The sequence below is a fragment of the Microbulbifer sp. YPW1 genome, assembly GCF_013367775.1.
GTDB lineage: Bacteria > Pseudomonadota > Gammaproteobacteria > Pseudomonadales > Cellvibrionaceae > Microbulbifer.
The window spans coordinates 992,561-1,016,137 of the sequence record NZ_CP055157.1 but is presented as its reverse complement, the minus strand read 5'-3'; the positions used below and the strand labels follow the sequence as shown (position 1 = coordinate 1,016,137).

Sequence of the window (23,577 nt, the reverse complement as noted above, 5' to 3'; positions counted from 1 at the left end):
CCTTGACTAACTGGCGCAGATAATAATTTCATCCGTGAAATTATTATTACCGGGAAATTAAGATTTGGAAAATATTTTTCGGTGACCTGACGGAATATCCCGCTCACTATGTGCGAAATTAGAAGGATCTACGTCAACTCGATTTGACGCAGACGTAGACGGAATTGGTCGATTCCTCGCTCATAAACGGATTGTAAAAAGAGACCACATGGGACTGCACCGAGGGAAAAACAGTACCCAGTAAATGCTCAAAGGATGCCTCCGGAAGATTTTGTGACCACATGGCGAATACCCCGCCTGGCTTCAACTGTTCCGCCATCAGCGCCAGGTTATCGGTGGTGTAAAAGTCCGCATTGGCCGGGTTCAGGTATTCGGTGGGTGAGTGGTCGATATCCAGCAGAATCGCATCGAACTTTCTTCCCGGACCTGCCGGGTCAAAACCCGCATGCGGGTCTGTGGCCAGGTCAAAGAAACTGCCGTGTACGTAGCGGTTTCTTTTATCCGCATTAAGGATTTTCCCGAGGGGCACTTTCTCGGTTTTGTGCCAGCTGATCACGGTATCCAGAGCATCGATCACCAGTAGCTCGGTGATCCGTGTGTCCTGCAGTGCCGCCACCGCGGTATACCCAAGGCCCAGTCCCCCAACGACCACGCTCAGGTTATCACCCTGCACCTGTGCCAGACCGAGTGTGGACAGCGCTTCTTCCGCCTCCACAAACATGCTGGACATCAAAAATTCCTCTCCCAGCTTTACCTCGTAGATATCTCGATCGCCGAGCGCCGGAATACGTCGCCTGCGCAGTGAGATTTCGCCTAGGGGTGAGGGCTGGCTATCGATTTCTTCAAATAACAGGGGCATGGTGATTGGATCCTAATGCAACCGAAAAGCGCGGAATCGTTACTGATGTAGAAAGTTCCGTCAATAAGCCGTCAATATACGGCGTCAAACAAAAATAAACACCTGGAATCTCAATCAATTAACTGGCAGGGGGCTATCAATTTACCCTCCAGGTTGATGCAACTCCGGTAGCGCGTTTTTTACTGTCAATTCCGAGCAGGAGAACCGATGTGTAATCGGGTGTAAGCATTTGTAATCGCGCGGTAATTTCCGATTTTATTTGCTTAATCTTTTTAATATCAATTAGTTGCCGCGGGTAGATCAGGTTTGCTTGAAGTCCTGTTTTCGCTGTGTCACCAAAAGCGTTTTCCTGTCGTTGCGAAATAGGAAAACGCTGATATTCTCGCTGCCCGCACTGGCCACATGACAAGGAGTTTTGGGCCAGATGGATGATGGTGAATATGAAAACGGACCAAATAAAAAGGAATTTATCAATGAATGACACAGTTAGTGAGCCAAAGGCAATTCAATTCAGCGAGGCGGGACAGCCGGCAAAAATAAACTACCAGGTGCCGTTGCCCGGCGCACATACAGGGCGTCGGATCATGGAGCTGGATCTGGGGCTGGGGAACAAGGATTTTACTGCACTCGCCAGATCCGCAGGAACCTCGTACAAGGAGTCGCTAGGTATTGATCCAAAAGTTAAGGACAATTTGATTCCCAATGATACCTTGGTCAAGAACTTCCTCAGTGAGAGTATCTACCGGATAAGCACCCGTGTGACCCGGCTACCTACAGACGTTAGACCGACCCGGGCTCCTGTGGAAAATACCAAATTGCGAGCGGCTAACAGCCAGCAAATGAAGACGATAGCTGCGCTGAACGAAGCAGTGGACCCCAATGTTTTCAAAGAAAATATTCATACTGGCATTGTGATGGTGCCCACCGTTGGTTGGGCCGGCAACCTGACTTATACACCCCATCCCGTTGATTCATCAGAGAAGCCCAAAATATTCCTAGTGGAGCGCTATGGAGTCAGCTCGTTCCTGGGCGACTACGGTATGGGCAAAACGGTGAAGACGTTTACCCTGTTGCCCGGGGAAACTACGCGTATATCCATGCGTACCTGGCAGAGCACCAAGGAGAGCCGCGAGGAATCCTCCAGTATTATCGACTCGCACGAGCAGTCCGCACGGGAGCGATTTGCCGACAAAATCCAGAATGAAACTACCGACAAGCAGACCAAGTCCAAAACGGAAGAGTGGCATGTAGAAGCGGAAGTGTCCGCCAGTTGGGGGTTTGGTAGTGCCAGTGTATCTGGTGGCGGGAGCGGCGAGTACTCCAGTGGACGTGAGCAGTTTGCTAAGCAGGCAGCAGAATCCGTCAAGGAACACGCTGCAGAATCTTCCAGCAAACGGGAAATGTCGGTAACCAGCAGCTCCGAGCGGGAGGACGAATCCGGATCGGAAACCATTATCGAACGCACCATTAGCAACGCAAATATGCGTCGTGTCCTGAACTTTGTGTTCCGCGAGTTGAATCAGGAGTACATTACCAAGTTACACCTGAAGGACGTCCGTGTGGCGTTTACCAACGGTCGTCGCGATTCCTGGCGTGAGGTGCCTATTTCCGGTCTGTTGGGCTTCCTGCAAGAGTTCGTAGTGGAGCACAAAATCCCGCAGGTGGCTCGTGCCATCCTTAAAGTAGCGGGCTTTATCGCCGACAGCGAAGATATCATGGTGCCCACCCTGGAGCGGGTAAACCTTGTGGATCACGGTACACGTATTGAGATCGAACCGGCCACTCTGGATGACGATGGCGAGTTCCCGGTGCCTACCGCCAACAGCTATTACCGTTTCAAATCCGGACCTTTGAATCAGGCCGATTCCAGCAATCCCGTGGATGGTGTCCTGCTGAATGACTCGCGTATTACCATGCGAACTGACAGTGTTATCGTGGAGGCATTGCTCGGACAGGCGGATGCACTCGACGAATATGCGATGACTATCCAGCGCGCAGCGGCAAACAAGGAAACCCTCGCTAACGATCGCGAACGCATTGTTCAGGCCGCGATCGCGGAAGCCAAGCTCGAGGATCGCCTCGAAACCATCGTCGACCTGAACCGCCTGTGCGCCCTAGAGACAGAAGAGTAAGGAGGAAAAACCGATGCCTCCAAGACATCCAGTCACTGATGTGGGCCAGGTGCTCAACTCAGCGACGCTGACACAGACGCCGGTGGCAGGTACCAAGGCAGCCACTGGCGGTAGCTCTGGGACAGCCAAGGGTCCATCGATCAAGACACTGATGCTCTACGACAGCGGCGATGCGGGAATCAGTGGCTTTTCCCCCATCCTTGCGCGCGCCTATTATCCGAAAGCAAAGCTGGTAGGTGTTGGGTCCGTTGCGGAACTGGCGGCGGCACTGAGCAAGTACGGGAAAATCGATACTCTGGTTATCAATGTACACTCGGCACCGGGGCAGCTATTTATAGGTGGTCGTAACCCGACTACGGAGACCGTGCGCCAGGCGCTGGCAAAGACCGGCGTTACCGTGCAGTCAAAAATCGTATTCGAGGGCTGCCAGGTAATGCGGGATCCGGTCGATACTTGCAAGATGGTCGCGAGTATCTGTGGTCCCAAAACGCAGGTCACCGGCTTTACCTATTTCAGCGTCTCCAATACTTTCGAAATTGATTTTACGGATTTCAAGGACCCTGGTGAAATCCAGTCGTTTTACGACGACTTCACCATGGATTACATGGTGCCGGGGCTTCCCTCAGCCAAGGCTTCTGTGGGTAAGGTCATTACCCATGGGCGGCGCTGGTTCCGGGATGAGTACGATGAGACGCTGCCAGAAGAGGGGAACTTCTTGCATATCGAGAGCCTGGAAAGTCTGAAATCCTACAAAATTAGCTCCGCAGAAGATGCGCTGAGGGCACAGGGTGACTTCTCAGGCCCGGTTGTAACCGGCGCAAAAGTCACGGTCACTAATGTATCCGTTGTTGCCAACGCAGAGCAGGAGGAAGCTGTTTTGCCATGAGTGGGTTGAGCTTCACCACCTAATTATAAAGGGGGCGGAATATGTCTCCGCCCCTTTTTTATTCTTTAGTCGTTGGTTTCACTTCCTGTTTCAAGAAAAAGAGCAAATAATAAAATCTATAAAAACTTAGCAAAGGGAAATTGCCATGTCCGACCTGGGTAAAATTTTAAGTTTCGTGAACGAGCATCTAGGGCCTGGTAAGCAGCTGTACCTCCGGTGGGAGGGTGCGGGCGACTGCCAGCATCCCGCATATATTCTGGGGAAACTCCATACAATTTGCTACCGCCATAGTGAACAGAAAATTCGGTTCAATGCGACCATCAACATTTATGAGAGTAGTAATAGTTCGATATACGCCCAGGCAGTGGATAACTTGAATACGGCTGTTCCGAGTCGTTACCTCCGGAACAATCAGGAATGGACCCTCTATTCAAAAATGGACGTCCAGAGGTCGAGTCAGGCTATCGATCAGCCTCAAGCCCATATAATGTTCGTGCGTAATATTATGCCCACAAATGAGCAGGGAGACAGCTTAACTAGACAGGCTGAAAACCTTAAAGATATCCATAAGAGCGCCATACTGAGAAGACGTAATTCACTCCGGCAAGACGGCAATCTTAGAATTGGCATGTCTGGAGCCCCGGGCCTTGTACGAGGTAGCAGGCACGAAAGAGACTCTCTGCCAGCTAGAGAACTTTTCTCAAATGCAGGTGAGCTCGTCGATACAGCTACAGGTAATGGCTATACCCTGGGGTTTAATATGGATGCTTCAGGGGCGAGTCTTTCTCAGCGAAGTCCAGTCATGGCAAATAATGGTAACTTGGTGAGTCAAAGCTGGAAGTCTGTTTATTACATGACATTTGTTAACTCGGCGAGGTAATACTCCATTTTCTGGCTAGCGATACCCCGTCTTCAGCCAGCTGTCGCCATCTCTTTATATTCCTGAGTCAGGGGTGGCGACCTTCTCTGCTCGCTGCAGCTCCTGATTGAGTTCTGACATCGGGGCTTGATCTACTATCAACCAGCCCTGATAGGAGCGATCCAGATCTGCGATCAGCAGGATTACTACCGAAAATGACAGCGCCAAAGCCAGGGAGATTTGAGGCGACCCCCGGCGACCAGCGCCGAGCTGGAAACCGATACCGAACATCGCCAGTGCAGTCACCAATGCCAGCGCCGCCCAGATAGGTGAAGGGATACGGTAGCGAGCGCCAACATGGATTCGCGAATTGTTGTAGTCGATCAGCTCATTGAGGGTGTCTACAAACTTGCCCAGGCGTACCGAGTCGTAGTCTTGCTGGCTGAGTGTTGCGACTATGCCCCACAGCGCGTCGTGGATCTCTTTACTGCGCAGAACCCTTTCGTCAAAGTTCTCGAGCTGTTTCGGGTCAAAATCCCGTAATGCCGCGTACTCCGTCAGTAGTTCTCGAACTCCGCGCCTCTGCTCCTGGGGTAGCAAGTCCGCCCGAAGATAAGTGGTAGAGATGGCGTTAACCTCATTCAGGAGTAGCGCCTTACGCTGTAAAAAACGTTCTGCTGTCGAGTTGAAGGTAAATGCGAGTAGAAATGCCAGCAGCCCGAGTATTGCCGCCACGGCACTGCCGATAGACGCGTCACTCAGCTTTCCTTTGCGCGAGCTACGCACACCCAGGAAGTTGCCCAGTGCCATGGAGGCAAGTACCAGTAAGACGGAAATTCCGCCGAAGTACGGCAGGGATAGCTGGTTAAAGAGGTCAAGAAAAATCATGCTGAAAACCGATGTTTACAGCTAGTGTGGCCTAACCTGAACCTTTCGGCGGGTGATTATGCGCCAGACGAATCGCCTGTTACCGGTATCCCGTTAATGAAACGGAAAGTCCGTGTAGCCACCCAGCAACCCGCTCAGGAAGCCTGTGCCCTCTGGCGTATGCATCCAGGCCAGTGCGCCAAGGTTGCCAAGCACGGTAAGCCAGAAGATAAAGCGGAAGGGCTGTTTGCGGGTTTTGTGCCGCAGTCGCTGCTGGGCCACCAGGGCCCCGGGCCAGCCGCAAAGTAAAGACAGCAGATGCAGGGTACTCTCCTTGGTGCGCCAGTTACCGTTGCGCGCCGCGGACTTGTCCAGGTAATACATCAGGTAGGTCAGCAGACTCATGGCGAAGTAGAGCAGCGCTACTATCGGTGGCAATAAACCAATGACCGCTGAGCCGGTCACCAGCCCAAGAAAAACCAGGCTGAGCATTAACGAGTTTGACGACTTCTGTACTGCCATACTGCGAAACTTCTACCGAGAAAAATTGCTGAAATAACGAATCGCCAAAGAGGGAAAGGCAATGGTTTCACTACTGTCTTTGTTTGCTCCCGACTGCTGAACCGCTATGTCGGCATCCTGATGGATGGTGTACCCGGCCTCTGCTTCACCATGTGCGAAGGACAGGCCGGACATAATGGCTAGCAAGAAGCCCGATAATTATCTATTCATTCTTGGTTTACATGAACGTTGATTTCTAGCTCGCTACTAGAGCGCGTATCGACCAATATAATGTGCGATATCCATCAGCCGCGCTTTACCACTGAACTCAAAACGCACCTTGCCCAGCGAAGAAAAATACAGCTCCAGCTCGCTATCGATGTCCAAGGTACCGGAACTCTCTACCGAGAAAGCGACGATGTTCTTGTAGGGCAGGGATGTGAAATCTTTCTTGCTGCCGGTGATCCCCTGTACGTTGACTGCGATTATCCGCTTGCTGGTAAACACCACGCCGTCGCGCATGGATTTGAAAGAGTCCAGTACTTCCTCGCCGTCGAGTAACAGCGGGGCGACCTTTTCGGCAAATCCGGCATTCTGTTTCAGCTTGAACAGACTTTTGTTTTCGAAATCGATCATAAATTGTTGTCCGTTTATACAGATTTACGGCTAATTGGTACGACAGAGAATGCCATATCTTCGCTATAGTAAGTAGCCCGAGTAACGGCATATCTAAATCAGATAAAAATCACACTTATGGCGGAACTGTCACAGGCCCGGTTGCAAGAAATCTACCAGAACGAATCGCGCCGCGTGCTCGCAACCCTGATTCGTCTGCTCGGGGATTTTGATCTCGCCGAGGAGGCCCTGCACGATGCGTTCGCCGTGGCACTGACACAGTGGCCCAGCGACGGTATCCCCGATAACCCCCGCGCCTGGCTGGTTTCTACCGGGCGCTTCAAGGCCATCGATCAGCTGCGGCGCAAGGCGCGCTTCAATGTGTCTTACGAGGAGGTTGCCGAACGCCTCGAAGCCGAGCTTACAACCGATGATGAGCTGGAAGTCCAGGGCATTGAGGATGACCGGCTGCGCCTGATCTTCACCTGCTGTCACCCGAGCCTGGCCCCGGAGGCCAGGCTCGCGCTGACTCTGCGCGAAGTGTGCGGTCTCACCACCGAAGAAATTGCCAGCGCCTTTTTAACTTCTACACCCACCCTGGCACAGCGCATCGTGCGCGCCAAAGCGAAGATTCGTGACGCCAAAATTCCCTATGAGGTTCCGGGTCCGGGGCAGTTACCCGAGCGGCTGGATAGCGTATTGCACGCCATTTACCTGATTTTCAATGAGGGCTACTCCGCTTCCAGTGGCGACAGCCTGATCCGCCAGGACCTAACAGCGGAAGCCATTCGCCTGACGCGGCTGCTGCGCGAGTTACTGCCAGAGCCCGAGGTGGAGGGATTGTTGGCGCTGTTGCTGCTGCAGGATTCTCGCCGCGCTGCGCGGGTGTCGGCTGGCGGCGACGCGGGCTTAGTTAGCGAAACACGTTGAAAGAGGAGAATCACCATGCCCGGCACTGTACGTTTGCACCGCGTCCTGCGCGCTCCCGCCGAGCGGGTCTATCGCGCCTTCACCAACCCGCACGCCATGGCCAAATGGTCCCCGCCAGATGGTTTCTACGCAATTTACGATCACCTGGAGCCCGAGGTGGGCGGTACCTACAAGGCGTCGTTTATCAACTTCACTACCGGGGAAGAGCATTCCTTCGGCGGCGAGTTCAAGGAAATGATTGAGAACGAGCGCATTCGCTACATCGACATCTTCGACGATCCGAACCTGCCGGGCGCCATGGAGGTCACGGTCAGCCTCAAACCGGTGTCCTGCGGTACCGAGCTCACCATCGTGCAGGACGGTATCCCCGACGTGATCCCGGTTGAGATGTGCTACCTCGGCTGGCAGGAGTCAATGCTGGCCCTGGCCCGTCTGGTTGAACCGGAAATCAAACAGTAACTACGTTTAAACATTAACTACGTTCAAACAGGGAAGGGACTAATCATGAAAAACTATCTCGCCATGTACCTCGGCACCCCAAAAACCAGCGAAGCATGGGACCACCTCTCCGAAGAAGAGCGGCAGCAGCGCATCCAGGAAGGCATGGCCGCCTGGGGCGGCTGGATGGAAAAACACAGCGATATCCTCGTTGCCGAAGGCGGCCCGCTGGGCAAGACCAAGCGTATTGGGCCCGATGGCATCAGTGATGTGCAAAACAATATGACGGGCTACGTCATCATCAAAGCGGAAAGCCACGAAGACGCGGCCAGGCTTTTCGAAAACCACCCACACTTCGCCATCTTTCCCGGTGATTGCGTGGAAGTGATGGAGTGTATGCCGATCCCGACGCCTTGAAATCTGCCCATGAAACCCACCGCTGCGGGACAAATCTCTGTCTGGCGGCGGTGGATACACTATCTGGCAATGGATGAGGGGTAGGACAGGAAATAGAACTTACCTTTCATCATCAGTGACTACGGGTATTCCGCTTACTTGCAAATCAGGCAATGTGGGATGCCCGTTTACATGCGTCTCACATTCCGGCCACTCGCATGGCCAGGGTGTATACCGCGGGGCCGGCAGTGATAAACAGGGTGCGGCCATGCTCGCCGCCGAAGGTGACATTCGCGGTCCAGTCTCCGGGTACCGGGATATGTCCAATGTGTTTGCCGTGCTTGTCGAGCACGGTTACCCCATCGCCCGTGAGGTAGAGGTTGCCGCGCCGGTCCAGCGCCATGCCGTCCGAGCCCATTTCCGCAAATAGTTTTTTTGCGGACAGCTGCCCGTCGGCAAGTACCGAGTATGCATAGGTTTTGTCGTCGCCGATATCGGCGACGTACAGGGTTTTGCCGTCGCTGCTTCCGATGATGCCGTTGGGTTTTACCAGGTCATCCGCCACCACCAGCGGCTCCTGTGCGTCGGGGGGCAGGTAGTAGACAGCCTCTTTGTCCAGTTCCGGCGCGCTGTGTTCCCAGTAAGGCCGCTGGTAATAGGGGTCGGTAAAATAGATCCCGCCTGCGGGGTCTACCCACAAGTCGTTGGGGCCGTTCAGCCGTTTGCCGGCGAAGTCTTTCACCAGCACGGTAACCTCTCCATTCGGAGCGACACGCCATAGCTCGCCCTTTTCATCCGCGCAGGTCAGCAAGTTACCCTCGCCATCAAATGCCATGCCGTTGGAGCGACCGGCGTCATCCATAAACAGCGAGAGGCTCCCGTCTACTGCGAATTTCCAGATTGTGTCGTTTGGCTGGTCAGTGAAGTAAATATTACCCGCGGCGTCCGCCGCAGGACCTTCGGTAAAAACGAACTGGTCCGAGACCAGTTTCAGTTTCGCGCCCTCTGCCATTGGCAGTGCGGCCTGCACAAGGCCGGAAAAACAAAGTAGTGCCGCGATACACAGGCGCTCAAACGGTTTGGGCATTTTGTTGCTTGCTCTTTGTTGTCGAATTTTTCGCCGGATTAGTAGTATGGGCTGCCGCCGGTGGCAATAACACGCGCAGCCGGTAGTGACGCCCGGCCTGAACAGGGCTGATCAGTGGTTCTGCAAGGTGTTCGCCATCGACGTATACGCGCACGCTCTTGTCGTTTTTCCCTTCACTGCGTTCGCCCTCACCAATTTGCCGGCGCTCAAATTGTACCTCGAACAGGGCGTCGCGGAAGCGACGTTCCACTCGTGCCTGTCGCCAATGAGAGGGCAGCTGGGGTGCAATGCGCAATCCCTGCCCTTCACCTTTCAGTCCGAACAGGGCCTCTACCAGACAGCGGTAGATCCAGGCCGCGGTGCCGGTGTTAAACAACTGGCTGGAGCGGCCCGCGTGTTCCGGGTACTGGTGCCAGGCGCCGCGATAGTAGTTGGGCGCAAATACCGGTAGTTGCCCGCGCTGCACCAGATCCGCCCGATCGGGGCCGGGAATCATTTGCCGCAGCAGGTGCCAGGCTCTATCACTCTCGCCGACGGCGTACAGGCTATAGATATAAAACGCTGCCGCGTGGTTGTACACGGAGCCGTTTTCTGCGGAGCCGGGGTGTTTCTGGGTGACGCGGCCCACATCTTCGCGCATGGCGGTGTAAGCGGGTGCCAGCATCATCGGGCCATAGGGGGTTGCCAGTTGTTGTTCCACCGCGCTCAGCAGACTTTCATGCTGCGTGACATCGGCGGCGCCGCTCAGCAGCGCCCAGCTCTGGGGGTTGAGAAAGATACGCCCCTCGCGATCTTCGCGTATACCAAAAATCCTGCCCTCATCGGTGATGCCGCGGGCGAACCACTCACCATCCCACAGATGGCGATTGACCGCGCTGTTGATCTCCGTAGCAATACGGGCATATTTTTCTTCTGCCGCCACCTGTTTCTGCTGCGCACAGATATGCGCCCAGAGTTGCAATGCATAAGCGGTGGCGAGAGAAAGCCAGCCGGATACCCCGCGGCCCCGGTAGCCCACCATATTCATCGGATCGCACCAGTCTCCCTGGCCGATATAGCTGAGGCCCCGTTGGTCGCGCGCCCCTGCCAGCCAGTCCATAGCACTGTTCACGCGCTCAAACACGCTGCATTCGCCATTCCCGTCGGCACCTACCCGTTCATCAAGCAGCGCGTAATCGCCGGTTTCATTCAGGTAAGCGTGTAAAAAAATCGGCAGCCACACACAGTGATCCGTATGCGGCACCTGATTGATATATTTCAGCTCTGCCTCAGCGCTGAGCAGAATACCATCGGGCAGGGAACCATCCGGTTTTTGCTGGCTGAGGGTACGCAGTAGGGCGGCGCGCGCGGTTTTGGGCCGGATATAGGCCATGCCCAACTGGTCCTGCAGGTAGTTGCGGGTTTGCGGGTCCGTGGTCAGGCGGTTGACGTCGCCGTGGTAGAACACCTGGCGAGGCAGCCAGTGGTTGGCAAACTGATCCAGTTCGCGGTCCGGCGTTTCGATCTGCAGGCAGCCGCGCCCCTGCGCTAAATAGCCTTGATACTGCGCCGCGGCGGCGGCGAATCCGGTGATCGACAGGTAACGCTTGCGCAGTGCAAGGATTTCTTTGTCGTCGCGGGCCGGGCCAAATATAAAGCGCAGTGTGCGCTTCTCGTCCGGGGCCAGTTTCACGCGGTATTGCAGCGCGGCCGCGGGTACTTGATAGCGGGCCTCGCCACCACCTAAAAGCGGCTGGCGTACCGCATCGGGATTGTGCAGTCCACCCTCGCCCTCAAAGGTGGACTGGACGGATTCCCAGGCGTCCGGAGTTGTTTCATGCAGAAGGAAGGTTTTGTCTTTGAAGTGGCGATTCTTGAAGTAATCATCCACCTTTTGATAGGGCGTGATACTGGAGCAGACGATGCCCCCCAGGTCCGCGCGATATTCCCCGGACTGGTTCATCCAGCTCATATAGCCGACAGGAAAATAGGGGTAAACCGAAATCCGTCGTGGCCTGCCGGAATAATTGCGCAGAGTGCATTCCCATAATTCCACGGAGTCGTCCACGGGCAGTCGCAGTGTCAGGCAGACCTCCAGGCCGGCGTTGTGTATCCGCCAGGAAATATCGCCACTGCCGACGGAAAAGCAGAACTGCTCGGCGCTTGCGCGCACCGGCTCGTAGGGGGCGGAAAACAGTTCGCCGGTATCCTCGTCCTTTACATACAAAAAGCGGCCCGGATGATGTGCGTAAAAAGGCTGCTCCGGCTGCATAAACGTTTTGGCTTCGAGGTTGGGGGCGTGGGCGTAGGCGGCCGGCTCCGGCTGCATATGGCGCGCCACCACGAAACCGCGGCAATTCACCTGTACCAGCATGCGACGGTTCCACAAAAAGGCGCTGGCTGCTGGCATGGCCGTGGGGCTCGCAAGCTCGCAGCGCGCACCATCCTCTGAGCTGGTAAGCACTGCGGCATTATCGGTTGCGTTTATCATGGGGTTGTTTCCTTCACGACGGTGCGGTCCCGGCGGGTGGCCTTCCCACGGGTGGTCTTTCTTCTGGAGCTATGGTGTCTGTGTCTTTATCCAGTGGCCACCGCGTGTCCCGCTTCCCGGTCGCGGTGCCCTTGCCCAGTTCCTCCTGAATGCGTTCCAGGCGGGCATTGTTCAGTGGATAGAAACTTGCCACTGCGGCAGCGAGCAGCGCAAAGGCCCCGGGGATGACCGTCTGTAGTAGCGCAATACCCGCTTGCGAGGCACCGCTCTGTGCCTCCCTTGCCACATAGCCGATGGCAGCCAACACCCACAACATCAGCGCAGAACCCATGGCCCCGCCCAGTTTCATGGAGAAGGTGGCGGCGGAAAATGTCATGGCGGTGGCGCGCCGACCGCTGCGCCACTCGGTGTAGTCGGCGCAATCGGCAAACATGGACCAGGCCAGTGGGGATTTGGGTCCCAGCGCCAGACTGATCAGAATATTCAGGGTAAACATCAGCCAGACCGCGTCTTTTGGTACAAAGTAAAATGCCAGAGAAAGTGTGCCGACAACACACATCAGGATCACGATCAGGAGTGCTTTGTCAAAATAACGGGTCAGCAGCGGCGTGATGGCTGCACCTCCTGCCAGAGCAAGCGCCTGCACCGCCAGATAATTGGAAATCAATTCCGGGCGCTCCACGTAATACATCAGGTAGTAATAACTGGAGCCGCCGCGCAGGGTAATGGTCAACATGATGACCATCTGAAGCCCAACCAATATCAGCCAGGGACGGTTGTGCAGCAGATCCTTTATGTCATCCAGCGGTCTGGTGTTCTGTACTGCTGGTGGCTCGATGCGCTCGCGGGTGGTAAAAAAAGTCACCGCGAATATCACACAGGCCAGGGCGCCGTACACCATCATGGTGAGCTGCCAGCCGAGCTGCTCATTCCCCCGTCCCAGCCATTCCACCAGCGGCAGGGTGTACTTGTTGACGAAGGTCATACCGGCAAAGGCAGCGATAAACCGCCAGCTGATCAGCGTATTGCGCTCTTGCGGGTGAGCGGTCATTACGCCGGAGAGAGACGCGTAGGGAGTGCTTAGCAAGGTATACCCCAGCATCATCGCGCTGTAGGTGATATAGGCGTAAATGAGTTTGCCGGTTCCATTCAGGTCCGGAGTGGTGAAGGTGAGTACCGAGGCCGCCGCCATGGGCACGCCTGCGAACAGCAGGTAAGGGCGGAACTTGCCCCAGCGAGTTTGGGTACGATCGGCGATGGCGCCCATCAGTGGATCTGTCATCGCATCGATAAGCTTGGTGATCAGAAGCAGAGTACCCGCGATAGCCGCCGGCAGGCCGAATACATCGGTGTAAAAAACCGCAAGAAAGGAAGCGATACAGGTCCAATAGAGATTGAAGCCAAAATCGCCAATAGCGAAGCCGGCTTTCTCACCCAGGCCGAGCCGGGCTAAGCGAGGGTTTCGGTGTTCGTGATTAGAGTGCTTTAAGGCAGGTGAAGACATGGCGCGCTCCATTTTTATTGTTGTTGTCGGGTAAATAAATGGCGCAATTACGCTGACACCGCGATGTCATAGGCAAAGACGCGCGTAATTTGCTCATCGCTAGCGGTTGTAATTTCGACGCTGATACTGAGTAGTCGTATCAGATGACCAGAAAAGAGCGGCAATCTGAAAAAAATGGCGGGAAATTCATCTTTAGGGTTCAACCCATACAAGTCCAGGCGTTATCAGTTGAGACTTTGGCCGGGTTGTTGGTGGCAGCATTGGATTGGAGCCGCCGGTTATTGAATGGCTCTGAGTGGTCAGTTGGCCGCGGGGATGGTCGGGGGATGAGCAATCCCAGAAGGGTTTACGTGAACTTCGGCCTCGGCGGCCGTCAAGTGCTATGACAGGGCAAGCTCCACCGCCTGGTTCGCGTGAATCTCTGCGGTGTCATACAGCGGAATATCGGTATCGGGTTGCTGCACCAGTAATGCGATTTCGGTACACCCCAGAACAATACCCTGCGCACCGCGCTGATGCAGATTGCCGATGACCTCGAGGTACCTCGCTTTCGATTCAGCGCTCACAATTCCCTGGCACAGTTCGCGGTAGATCACGTCGTGCACCAGTGCCTGCTCATCGGCTGTGGGTGTCAGCACTGCAATACCAAAGTGCTTGATAAGCCGACCCTTGTAGAAATCCTGCTCCATGGTGAATCGCGTACCCAGCAGGCCCACGGTTTTTACCTCATCTCGTATCAATGCCTGTGCAGTCGCATCTGCGATATGCAGAAGCGGGATTGATACACTGGAGGCGACCTCTTCGAAGACCTTGTGCATCGTATTGGTACAGATCAGCAGAATATCGGCACCGCCGGCTTCCACCGACCGCGCGGCCTGTGCAAGAATTTCTGCGGTTTCCGCCCACTTACCCGCGTGTTGCAGTGCCTCGATTTCCGCGAAGTCCACGCTATACAGGCAGATCTTGGCCGAGTGCAAGCCCCCGAGTTTTGCCTTCACCCGCTCGTTGATTGCCTTGTAGTAGCTGGCGGTCGATTCCCAGCTCATCCCGCCCAGCAGGCCAATGGTCTTCATTGCTTTTCCTGTTTTTTAATTAGTGTTCCGTATCCAATGCTTTCACTGTATCAGGAGCAGAGGTGCCGATTAAGCCGTGGTCATGGCCAGTAACTTCTGCGCATGCCGACGCAACTCGGTTTTAAGGTCCGCCGGCGACAGAATTTCAAACTCGTACGGCAGTCGCACCAGCTGTGAGGCAAACCACCCCAGGCAACCGGTCTGTGCGCGCCACAGCACCCCATCGCCTTTTGGCGTCAGCAGACCGAGTTCATCACCGAGCATCCTGGTGGCGGTCTCGAGATCGGTATGCAGGAACAACTCCACTTCAAAACCTTGCTCCATGGTCGCGAAGCTACCGCTGAGATAGCCGGCTGCGTCGAAGTCCTGTGGCCTTTCAAAAGGCGTTTCCAGTCCGCGTAACTGGCGCATACGATCGAGGCGGAAGGTGCGGATTTCTGCGCGCAGGTTGCAGTGGCCCACCGCGTACCAGCGGCCGTAGCGGAACACCAGGCCATAGGGATCAAATTCCCGTTGCGTCACTGCCTCATCCGCGTTTTCCCTGCTACTTGTATAGTCAAACACCACGCGGCAGCGGTTCTGGGTGGCGGCCGCCAGAGTGGCCAGTGTGAGGCTGTCGGCCGCCGCCGAGGGCACCAGGTCCAGGGTGACGCTGTCGTCCAGTGCGCGCAGTTGCTGCTTAAGCTTCTGTGGCATCACCCGTTCCAGTTTGGCCTGGGCGCTGGTGACGGCGGTGGAGACTTCCCCCACACTGAGGCTGCGCGCGGCCAGCAGGCCGAGGGAGATGGCCAGGGTTTCCTCGTTGGTGAACATCATCGGCGGCAGCTTGTAGCCCGACACCAGCCGGTAACCACCGTGGCGCCCGCGCTCTGCCGTAAGTGGAATGCCGATTTCTTCCAGCGTCGCGATATAGCGGCGCAGCGTGCGGCCATCCACGCCCAGCATCTCGGCCAGTTCGCTGCCGCTGGCATTGCCGTGTCGTTGCAGCAATTCCAGCAGCGCCAGCACCCGTGTCGTCGGGTTCGACATGACTTGCATCCTGCTAAATTTATTAGGGCGGAATATAGCCTATTTAACAATTACAGTGCTCCCGTTCCGATCACATGCCCGATCAGCCACGGGCAAACCAGAAGCAACGGAGAGCTGCTATGCAAGATGAAGTAATTTTCTATACCAACCCACAATCCCGCGGTCGCCTGGTGCGCTGGATGCTGGAAGAAGTGAGTGCTCCCTACCGCACCGAGGTACTCGAATATGACGGCAACATGAAAGAGCCGGCCTACCTCAAGATCAACCCCATGGGCAAAGTGCCGGCCATCGTGCACCGTGGCGAGGTGGTCACCGAGTGCGCCGCCATCTGCGCCTACCTCGCAGACGCCTTCCCGCAAGCCGGGCTGGCACCACTGCCGGAAGAGCGCGCCAGCTACTACCGCTGGCTGTTCTTTGCCGCGGGTCCGCTGGAAGCCGCAGTTACCGACTTCAAAGTGCTGGGCGTGGAGCCGGATGTACAGAAGCAGAGAATGGCGGGCTATGGCACCTACACCGCTGCGCTGGATGCGCTCTCGACCTGGCTCAAGGAGCACACCTATATCTGCGGCGAGCGCTTTACCGCAGCAGACGTGTACGTCGGTGCGCAGATCGCCTGGGGTGTGGAGTTCGGCACCATTGAAAAGCGCCCGGAATTTATCGACTACGCCAAGCGCGTCACCGCCCGCGATGCGCACCGCCGCGCCACGGCCAAAGACGATGCGCTGGAGAAAGAGAAGGCCTGATAAAAAGCTGACAGCCTACATGTAACGGGTGGGGTGGCCATTTGCGGCCGCCCCGTCTGTCTGGCGCCTAGTTTTTAAAGCCGGTCACTTCTTGATGGCACCCCAAGGGGTTTTGCTGGAAGGGCTGCGTGACTGGCTGTCAGCCGCCGGTTTGGCCGGTTTTTCCGGGCGGCCCGGTTTATTGGCCTTCTTGTTCGCCTTGCCACCTTTCGGTGAAAAATTCAGGTTCGACGCCGGCAGGTCCTTTACCACCGGAAACTCCTCGATCGTCACCCGCTCAATGATTTTGCCAAGCCGACGCTCCACCGCGCACAGGCGTTTGAAATCGTCCTTGGATACCAGCGACACCGCCTCGCCGGAAGCCCCTGCGCGGCCGGTGCGGCCGATGCGGTGGATATACTCATCGGCATCGTCGGGCATATCGTAGTTGACCACGCGCTCCAGCTCGTCGATATCAATACCGCGAGCGGCAACCCCGGTGGCCACCAGTATGTTGATCTCGCCGGACTTGAAGCCCTCAAGAATTCGCGAGCGCGAGGCCTGGCTGCGACCGCCGTGGATGGATTCCGCCGCAATGCCGCGCTTTTCCAGCTGGCTCACCAGCTTCGCTGCACCGTGCTGGGTGCGGATAAAGATCAATGCCTGAGTCCAGTGGCGCTCGTTGATCAGGTGGCTAAGCAGTGCCGACTTGTTGTGCTTGTCCACCGCGATCAGCCACTGTGAGATTTTCGGTGCAGACTGGGTGTTCGCCGCAATGGATACCTCAAACGGATTCTCCACCACGTCCTTTGCCAGTGACCGGACCTGCGGCGACAGCGTCGCGGAAAACAGCAGGCTCTGACGCTGCTCGGGCAGGCGCGCAAGGATTTTGTTGAGGTCATCGATAAACCCCATATCCAGCATGCGGTCTGCCTCATCCATCACCAGCATCTGCAGCTCGTCGAAATAGAGTGCGCGCTGGTGTGCCAGGTCGAGCAGGCGCCCCGGCGTGGCCACCACAATATCCACACCCTCAATCAGCTGCTGCTTCTGCGGCTCCAGATCCACGCCGCCCACCATGCACATGGACACCACCGACAGGTGCTTGCCATACAGCCGGATATTGTCCTCCACCTGCATGCCCAGCTCGCGGGTAGGCACCAGGATCAGCGCGCGAAAGCGCTTTGCCCGCCGCTTGCGCTCACCACTGAGCAAATCCAGCATCGGCAGCACAAAGGCCGCAGTCTTACCGGTGCCTGTCTGTGCAGTCGCAATTATGTCCCGCCCTTCCAGGATGGCGGGAATCGCCTTGCGCTGGATCTCGGTGGGGGTCGCATACCCTTTCTCTTCAAGGGCTTGCAGGATCGGGGCGCTCAATCCCAGGGGGTGGAATGTCATCTGGACTCTCTAAAGGGGGGTAGCTAGGGGCATTGGCCGGTGAATGGCCAGCGGCTGGTTTCAGCGCGGCATGGTAACAGTAAAGTACAGAGTAGGCGCCGGTTAACTAATAGGCGTTGGGAGCGGTCGCTCCCTAATCCCCATGCCTTAGGCGTTATGCGCGGTCGGTCCCTGACCGCGGTGGGGCAGATTCCGCTCAGGTAATGGCCCACGCCACGAGTGACAGTACCAGCCCCGCCAGCAGGAACATCAGGCCCTTGAGCATGAGTGATTTCGGGTAGTCGGCTTCCTTGTGAATCAGGGAGTAGGGCAGACCCGTTATCGGGCCGAGAATAAGAGACGACAGCCCCCAACCCCAGCGGTTATTACCCAGCGCCGTCAGCGCCGCCATCAGGCCACCGAACCAGAACAGCGTAATGCCTATAACGAGGATGATGAATATCGGTATGGTCAGCCACTGGTTGGTTAAAAATACCTTGAGGATTTCGTGTTCCATAATCTTTCCGGGTGAATATTTCGGCGTGATTGTAACAGGGGCGGGTGCACTATTGCGTAGTCAGAATAGTGTCAAGGCTTGAAGCCAAGTCTCCCCTGGAAACGCGCCACCCGTAGTAAACATCGGGGCGGCCCTTTGCGGCCGGCCGTATTCTCTGGTAATAACGAAACGGCGTTCTGTGCCGCTGCATCGGCGCTGTGTTCATCCATTCTGGATAGTTACTCGCTCCGTTCTACGGAATGTCTGTTCATATTCTGGTAAATGCTTTCGCACTCTTGACCTCGGTGGTAGATTTATGTGTGGATTGCTCTCGCACATAAATAATTCAGTCAGGGATTGGCACAATGATATATCTCTTCTATCCATTTAATGATGGCACCGGAATCGACACTCTAAAAAAACTTGTTCGCGGAGTTGGAAATAAGATTGTGCCCCAGGATGGGAATATTCAATCCCCACCAATCGGCGAGTTGTTCTGTGACAATGGTACTTGTCCGACGACCCTGAATGCTGCCGGTGCGAATGATGAAATCTATATCATTGGCCACTCATACAAAAGCTTCAAAGTACTTGGTGATGCAAACAAAGCCGTTATCGACCAGTCTGAAATTCTTGATCGATTGAGAAGGTGTGGCCTGAGAAAACAGGCCCAATGTCAAATCACGGTTTACGCCTGCTATTCGGGAAGAACTAAAGACAAGCAACACAGTCTCGCATCCTACCTTGCCTCAGCACTAAGAACCGAAGGGTACGCGTGCTGGAACAATGTTTATGGTTATACCAAAAAAGTTTTAACCAAAACGAAGTCCGATTATGGAGGCTATGAAGTATACGTAGAAAACACCAAGGATGAATGGGCTCCTCTGGCTTGGTATCCGCATTTTTTTGTGCGTGCAGAACCCCATATCGGGTAGGTTGCATGGATTTTTTATCCCTGTGATAAGTAATATTCTTCTGAGTAACTATACACCTAATATCTTGATATACGGTTTTGTTGTCACCAGATATCCGTATCTAGCAAGGCTTGCGTCAACTTATTGGTAATTGCTCAGTTGGAAGCGTAGCCAGCAGTAAACGAAGTTAAGGCAGTTATCTGCGAAGCAAGTTTTAAGGTTCTTTTCGTTTCACTCGCGGGGCGAAACGAGGTGGATGATGTTTGATGGGCTAGATATCCAAAAAGCTTTAAATCCATCGGGAAGCGGTTCAATTTCATCTCTGCGACGACAACCCTGATCTTTGAGATGTTCAGCAGCTTTGCCAATATCACTGGCTACGATCTCAAGCCAGATTTCCGATTGACTTAAGCCCGGCATGCAGTCGAGCCAAAGCACTTTTCCGCCAAAATCGAACTTCGGAGTATCTTCCGCGCCACTTCCAGTGAGTTCTTTGAGTTGCAAAACGTTCCGGTAGAAGCGAACAGTACTTTCGTACTCATGTGCCGGAATTTTCATTGCGATATTTTTGCCGGGCTCAAATTCAAGGTCCATTATCAAATCCTTAACTTGTAGTGGCGCATTAAATTTAGCTTCCTGAATTTGAGTGATGCTATCACACTCAATATTTTACGACGGACCCCATGTTAAGTGGTGGAATGTCCCGGCGGAGGCACACTATCCCTACGTGCTCGGGCAGCCCTTTACGGGCGCCCACGCACGCTAAAATTTCTCTCGCCTATCCAACGGACTATTGTATTGCAGCGGTGTCCATCCACATGATCTCCCAGATATGCCCATCCAGATCCCGGAATGCGCGGCCATACATAAAGCCGTGATCCTCGGGCTCGCGGTAGGGGCTGCCACCTGCGGCAACCACCTTATCCAGTAGCGCGTCCACTTCGGCGCGGCTCTCGGCAGACAGGCACACCAGCACCTCGGCAGTCTTGCCGGTATCACAAATCTCAACACCGGGTGTGAAGCTACTGAACTTTTCACGAGTGAGCAGCATGACAAAGTTGCTTTCACCCACAATCATGCAGGTCGCCGTCTCATCGGTGAATTGCGGGTTGAACTCGAAGCCGAGCTGGGAGAAAAACTCGATAGATTTCCCGAGGTCGGAGACGGGCAGGTTTACGAACATCATTCTGGACATGGTCATTTCTCCGTTACTGCTAACGATTAATTGGGTTTGTATAACCTAGTCGTATGAGAGGAAGCCATTTCGACAATAGAAACGAAAATATTTGGCAGATAAAACTACGTGAACCGTGATGGTCACATCTGCCTTGTCGAAAACGTCCTGTACTTGGCCAGAAAACCTTTGAAGGGTGGTGCTACGGACTCCGGGGGCCGCAGAAAGGTGCGGGTCAGAGGCAAGCAGCGCGGTCTGTTGGACTGCTTTGCATTTAGGACTTTCCGTAGCTGGATACCCTGCGGATTTTCGAGAATTTCACACTTGCGAACTCGAAAACGTGGCAAAAATGGAGCTGCTTTCCCTGTTTATTGGTGCTGATTCCGTTTGCGGACCCGATTTTCCCATGTGACATGACGTGCGTAATGGTTATTGAGAAAATTGCATTTTTTCTTTTTTTTATATGGCCTGCGAAGTCCTTTGCTTCTGCAACACTATTATCAGGCAGTTCCCAGATAATCCCATCTTCCAGATATTCATCGAGAAATTGCAGGTCGCCAGTTTCTATGGCGATAGCAACTTTCTCCACCAGCTGATTTTTGGGCGAGTTTCCACAGTCTTTGCTGCCATTTATTTTCACCATGCTAGCTATTCCTCCCTGCTGCCAGTGCCGCCTTTATACGCTGGCGCAGCCAGGCCCGCAACGGATCGTCCTGGGTGCGCTGGTGCCAGATCTGCAGAATGTCCACGTCCGGCAGTTTGACCGGGCAGGGATAGCTCACCAGGTCGGGCAGGCTGCGGCAGGCCTGTTTGGCTACCGAATTCAGGCAGGTGATCAGCAGGTCGCTGCCCTCGATGGTGGTGGCGGGGGAGAGGAAGCTCGACAGTCCCGCCACGATGCGTCGCTGGTGGCCGAGCTTGTGCAGTTTCTTGTCCACAATACCGTCCAGGTCACCGGTCAGGGTCGTGACCAGATGCCCGCAGGCCAGGAAGGCCTCTAGATCCAGTTTCTTCTGAATGTGCCGGTTACTGCGGCTCGCCAGTACGCTGAAGCCCTCCTTGTGCACCTTTTGCTGATAGAAGGACGCGGGCAACTGCTCGAAGAAGCCGGCGATGGCGATATCGCAGGCGCCGGTTTCCAGCTCGGTGCGCGGCAGGCGGCCGCGGGTGTTGTGAAACACCAGCTGCAGTTTGGGTGCCTGCTCACTGATCACCGGCAGCAGTTTGGGCAGCAACAACTGTTCGATAAAGTCGGTGCCAAAGATATGCACGCGGTCTTCCCGCAGCAGAAAGCTCTCTTCGTCGCAGTAGTCGTAAAAGGATTCCAGCGAGCGCACCAGCGCCTGGATCTGCGGTGCCAGCTGGTGTGCCCGCGGCGTCGGCGTCAGTCCGCGCGGGGCGCGGGCAAACAGGGTGTCGTCGAACTCGCTGCGCAGCTTGGCCAGCTTGTGGCTGAGCGCCGGCTGGCTCAGGTTCATACGCTCCGCCGCCACCGAGGCGTTGCGCTCCTCGTACAGCACCTGGAACAGCTTGAGCAGGTTCAGGTCCTTGTTTCTGATATTCATATTCTGAAAGGCAGTATCCAAAAGAATCGAAGTATCTTATATCAGGGTTCGCCCCGGTATAGGCCTCAATCCGCCAATGCGGGCGTGTGCGGCTGGCGAGCCCATATTTGCCCGACTAAGATCCATGGGCGCAGAAGCTGACCGTCAGCACGGATGCGCGCGCCCCCCAATGCCACCAACGTCGAGCTCACCAGCAGCGAATGACTACAGAGCAGCCAGGAACGCCAGAAACCACTCGATTGCCCCGGGAACTTGTTCACCGGCTGAAGCAACCCTTTGTGCGCTTCGTGCACATCGAGTCCGCCGCTGGTGCGGTGCTCCTGCTGTTTACCATTGCCGCCCTCGTTCTATCCAACTCACCCTGGGCCGATGCCTTCGAACATATCTGGGAGACATCGATCGGTCTGAAGGTCGGTTCGCTCGAGTTTGGGCGCGCGCTGCGGGAGTGGATTAACGATGGCCTGATGACACTGTTTTTCTTTGTGGTCGCACTGGAGCTCAAGCGCGAACTGGTGCTTGGCGAACTCCACAACCCGCGCATGGCGGCGCTATCCATATCCGCCGCCCTCGGCGGTATGATCGCGCCGGCGTTGATCTACCTGGCGCTGCAATACGGTCAACCCGGCGAGCAAGGGTGGGGTACCGTCATGGCGACGGACACGGCGTTTGTCATCGGCTGTCTGGCACTGCTTGGCTCGCGCATACCGCTAAGCTTGCGCATCTTTATGCTGTCACTGGCGATCGTTGACGATATCGGCGCCATTCTTGTGGTGGCCATTGGCTACAGTAGCGACCTTGTGTGGGGATTCCTGGCGCTGGCTGCACTGGGGCTGATGATCATTCGCGCCATGGCAATGCTCGGTTTCCGCGGTTTTCCGCTCTATTTCGTGATGGGCGGGCTCACCTGGCTCGCGGTGGATGCGTCCGGCATTCACGCCACCGTCACCGGCGTGATACTGGGGTTGATGACCCCGGCGCGCCGCTGGGTGAGTGCCGAGCGCCTGTACGCGATACTGGGCCAGGTAGTGGCGCATCCCGATATTACCCAGAGCAGTGCCGACACCGCCGATCGACATACGCTGCAAGCGGCGGAAGTTGCCGCGCGAGAAACCCTGTCGCCACTCGAGCGGCTGGAGATCTGGCTGCACCCCTGGGTGGGCTTTTTCATCATGCCCCTGTTCGCCTTTGCCAATGCCGGGCTGACACTCAACTTCAGCGACTTTGGCAGTTCGGTCACGCTGGCCATTGTCGCCGGTTTTGTAATTGGCAAGCCGCTGGGAATCCTGCTGTTTAGCTGGCTGGCTTTGCGCACACGCATCGCGACCCGCCCCCCGGATCTCAGCTGGCAGTTAATGGTCGGTGGCAGTTTTCTCGCCGGCATCGGCTTCACCATGGCGCTGTTCATCGCCAATATGGCGTTCGATAAAACCCTGATCGACAGCGCCAAGCTGGGGATCGTCATCGCGTCCCTTTGTTCTGCCGCGGTCGGTCTCACTGTGTTGATGTGCTTGCCTGCCCGCGCGGCGACGAAGGATCAATAAGCGCGCACTCTCTCCAATCTTGCCAACCCCGCGCGCCAGTGCCGCAGCATCAGTGCCAGCCCGCAAGGGCACCGGCAAACCGGGTATCGTCAAACGCGCTGCGCAGCGTGTGACTCAGCGCCCTATTTCTGATATTCATATT

24 protein-coding genes are annotated in these 23,577 nt (G+C 55.6%); 9 read left to right on the top strand and 15 right to left on the bottom strand.

Annotated features, from left to right (window positions below; genetic code table 11):
* Positions 1-133: 133 nt before the first annotated feature.
* Positions 134-859 carry a spermidine synthase gene (locus HUW35_RS04320; protein ID WP_181254399.1) on the bottom strand — a complete coding sequence of 242 codons (726 nt, stop codon included), beginning with the start codon at positions 857-859 and terminating at the stop codon, positions 134-136.
* A 473-nt stretch (positions 860-1,332) separates the two neighbouring features.
* Here HUW35_RS04320 and HUW35_RS04315 point away from each other — a divergent pair, with 473 nt between their 5' ends.
* From HUW35_RS04315 to HUW35_RS04305, 3 genes are all read left to right on the top strand, one after another.
* Entirely contained in the window at positions 1,333-2,991 is a 1,659-nt protein-coding gene (locus tag HUW35_RS04315; RefSeq protein WP_181254398.1) for a hypothetical protein, read from the top strand.
* A gap of 13 nt (positions 2,992-3,004) precedes the next feature.
* Positions 3,005-3,877: a hypothetical protein gene (locus HUW35_RS04310; RefSeq protein ID WP_181254397.1), complete on the top strand. Its 873-nt coding sequence runs from the start codon at positions 3,005-3,007 to the stop codon at positions 3,875-3,877.
* 145 nt (positions 3,878-4,022) lie between these two features.
* Entirely contained in the window at positions 4,023-4,757 is a 735-nt protein-coding gene (locus tag HUW35_RS04305; RefSeq protein ID WP_181254396.1) for a hypothetical protein, read from the top strand.
* 54 nt (positions 4,758-4,811) lie between these two features.
* Here HUW35_RS04305 and HUW35_RS04300 read toward each other — a convergent pair whose 3' ends face one another.
* The 3 genes from HUW35_RS04300 to HUW35_RS04290 all read right to left on the bottom strand — a co-directional run bounded on the left by HUW35_RS04300 (position 4,812) and on the right by HUW35_RS04290 (position 6,740).
* A complete protein-coding gene (locus HUW35_RS04300) occupies positions 4,812-5,624 on the bottom strand; it encodes a hypothetical protein (protein ID WP_181254395.1) in 813 nt (270 codons plus the stop codon).
* 93 nt (positions 5,625-5,717) lie between these two features.
* Positions 5,718-6,125, bottom strand: coding sequence for a DUF1294 domain-containing protein (locus HUW35_RS04295; RefSeq protein ID WP_181254394.1), 408 nt, complete (start codon positions 6,123-6,125; stop codon positions 5,718-5,720).
* A gap of 246 nt (positions 6,126-6,371) precedes the next feature.
* On the bottom strand, positions 6,372-6,740 hold the full coding sequence (locus tag HUW35_RS04290; protein ID WP_078084762.1) for a PH domain-containing protein: 369 nt from the start codon (positions 6,738-6,740) through the stop codon (positions 6,372-6,374).
* A 117-nt stretch (positions 6,741-6,857) separates the two neighbouring features.
* On the opposite strand from HUW35_RS04290, the gene HUW35_RS18705 reads away from it, so the two are divergent.
* Genes HUW35_RS18705 through HUW35_RS04280 form a run of 3 tightly spaced genes read left to right on the top strand, consistent with a single transcriptional unit; the run spans position 6,858 to position 8,504 of the window.
* Complete coding sequence (locus HUW35_RS18705; RefSeq protein ID WP_219932649.1) at positions 6,858-7,649, top strand: RNA polymerase sigma factor; 792 nt, start codon at positions 6,858-6,860, stop codon at positions 7,647-7,649.
* Positions 7,650-7,664: 15 nt separating this feature from the next.
* Positions 7,665-8,108 carry an SRPBCC family protein gene (locus HUW35_RS18700; protein WP_219932648.1) on the top strand — a complete coding sequence of 148 codons (444 nt, stop codon included), beginning with the start codon at positions 7,665-7,667 and terminating at the stop codon, positions 8,106-8,108.
* 45 nt (positions 8,109-8,153) lie between these two features.
* Entirely contained in the window at positions 8,154-8,504 is a 351-nt protein-coding gene (locus HUW35_RS04280) for a hypothetical protein (protein WP_181254393.1), read from the top strand.
* Between the two features lie 178 nt (positions 8,505-8,682).
* Here HUW35_RS04280 and HUW35_RS04275 read toward each other — a convergent pair whose 3' ends face one another.
* From HUW35_RS04275 to HUW35_RS04255, 5 genes are all read right to left on the bottom strand, one after another.
* Entirely contained in the window at positions 8,683-9,570 is an 888-nt protein-coding gene (locus HUW35_RS04275) for an SMP-30/gluconolactonase/LRE family protein (protein WP_181254392.1), read from the bottom strand.
* On the bottom strand, positions 9,554-12,040 hold the full coding sequence (locus HUW35_RS04270; RefSeq protein ID WP_181254391.1) for a GH36-type glycosyl hydrolase domain-containing protein: 2,487 nt from the start codon (positions 12,038-12,040) through the stop codon (positions 9,554-9,556). The genes HUW35_RS04275 and HUW35_RS04270 overlap by 17 nt, the downstream gene beginning before the upstream one ends.
* A 13-nt stretch (positions 12,041-12,053) precedes the next feature.
* On the bottom strand, positions 12,054-13,544 hold the full coding sequence (locus tag HUW35_RS04265) for a glycoside-pentoside-hexuronide (GPH):cation symporter (protein ID WP_181254390.1): 1,491 nt from the start codon (positions 13,542-13,544) through the stop codon (positions 12,054-12,056).
* Between the two features lie 380 nt (positions 13,545-13,924).
* Positions 13,925-14,617, bottom strand: a complete 693-nt coding sequence (locus tag HUW35_RS04260) for an aspartate/glutamate racemase family protein (RefSeq protein WP_181254389.1) — start codon at positions 14,615-14,617, stop codon at positions 13,925-13,927.
* A 69-nt stretch (positions 14,618-14,686) separates the two neighbouring features.
* Complete coding sequence (locus tag HUW35_RS04255; RefSeq protein ID WP_181254388.1) at positions 14,687-15,646, bottom strand: YafY family protein; 960 nt, start codon at positions 15,644-15,646, stop codon at positions 14,687-14,689.
* A gap of 119 nt (positions 15,647-15,765) precedes the next feature.
* Here HUW35_RS04255 and HUW35_RS04250 point away from each other — a divergent pair, with 119 nt between their 5' ends.
* Complete coding sequence (locus HUW35_RS04250; RefSeq protein WP_181254387.1) at positions 15,766-16,389, top strand: glutathione S-transferase family protein; 624 nt, start codon at positions 15,766-15,768, stop codon at positions 16,387-16,389.
* Between the two features lie 84 nt (positions 16,390-16,473).
* Here the strand turns inward: HUW35_RS04250 and HUW35_RS04245 are convergent, their stop codons facing one another.
* Both HUW35_RS04245 and HUW35_RS04240 read right to left on the bottom strand, forming a co-directional pair.
* Positions 16,474-17,766 carry a DEAD/DEAH box helicase gene (locus HUW35_RS04245; RefSeq protein WP_181254386.1) on the bottom strand — a complete coding sequence of 431 codons (1,293 nt, stop codon included), beginning with the start codon at positions 17,764-17,766 and terminating at the stop codon, positions 16,474-16,476.
* 196 nt (positions 17,767-17,962) lie between these two features.
* Positions 17,963-18,262 (bottom strand): hypothetical protein, encoded by a 300-nt coding sequence (locus HUW35_RS04240; RefSeq protein ID WP_255463486.1) that lies wholly within the window; start codon positions 18,260-18,262, stop codon positions 17,963-17,965.
* Positions 18,263-18,606: 344 nt separating this feature from the next.
* Here HUW35_RS04240 and HUW35_RS04235 point away from each other — a divergent pair, with 344 nt between their 5' ends.
* Positions 18,607-19,176, top strand: a complete 570-nt coding sequence (locus HUW35_RS04235) for a hypothetical protein (RefSeq protein WP_181254385.1) — start codon at positions 18,607-18,609, stop codon at positions 19,174-19,176.
* A 210-nt stretch (positions 19,177-19,386) separates the two neighbouring features.
* Here the strand turns inward: HUW35_RS04235 and HUW35_RS04230 are convergent, their stop codons facing one another.
* The 4 genes from HUW35_RS04230 to HUW35_RS04215 all read right to left on the bottom strand — a co-directional run bounded on the left by HUW35_RS04230 (position 19,387) and on the right by HUW35_RS04215 (position 21,894).
* A complete protein-coding gene (locus HUW35_RS04230; protein WP_181254384.1) occupies positions 19,387-19,749 on the bottom strand; it encodes a VOC family protein in 363 nt (120 codons plus the stop codon).
* Positions 19,750-19,945: 196 nt separating this feature from the next.
* Positions 19,946-20,350 (bottom strand): VOC family protein, encoded by a 405-nt coding sequence (locus HUW35_RS04225; RefSeq protein ID WP_181254383.1) that lies wholly within the window; start codon positions 20,348-20,350, stop codon positions 19,946-19,948.
* Positions 20,351-20,603: 253 nt separating this feature from the next.
* Positions 20,604-20,972, bottom strand: a complete 369-nt coding sequence (locus HUW35_RS04220; RefSeq protein ID WP_181254382.1) for a nuclear transport factor 2 family protein — start codon at positions 20,970-20,972, stop codon at positions 20,604-20,606.
* A gap of 1 nt (position 20,973) precedes the next feature.
* Positions 20,974-21,894 (bottom strand): LysR family transcriptional regulator, encoded by a 921-nt coding sequence (locus HUW35_RS04215; protein WP_181254381.1) that lies wholly within the window; start codon positions 21,892-21,894, stop codon positions 20,974-20,976.
* Positions 21,895-22,133: 239 nt separating this feature from the next.
* Here HUW35_RS04215 and nhaA point away from each other — a divergent pair, with 239 nt between their 5' ends.
* Positions 22,134-23,435, top strand: coding sequence for a Na+/H+ antiporter NhaA (nhaA, locus tag HUW35_RS04210; RefSeq protein WP_255463484.1), 1,302 nt, complete (start codon positions 22,134-22,136; stop codon positions 23,433-23,435).
* Positions 23,436-23,577 lie beyond the last annotated feature (142 nt).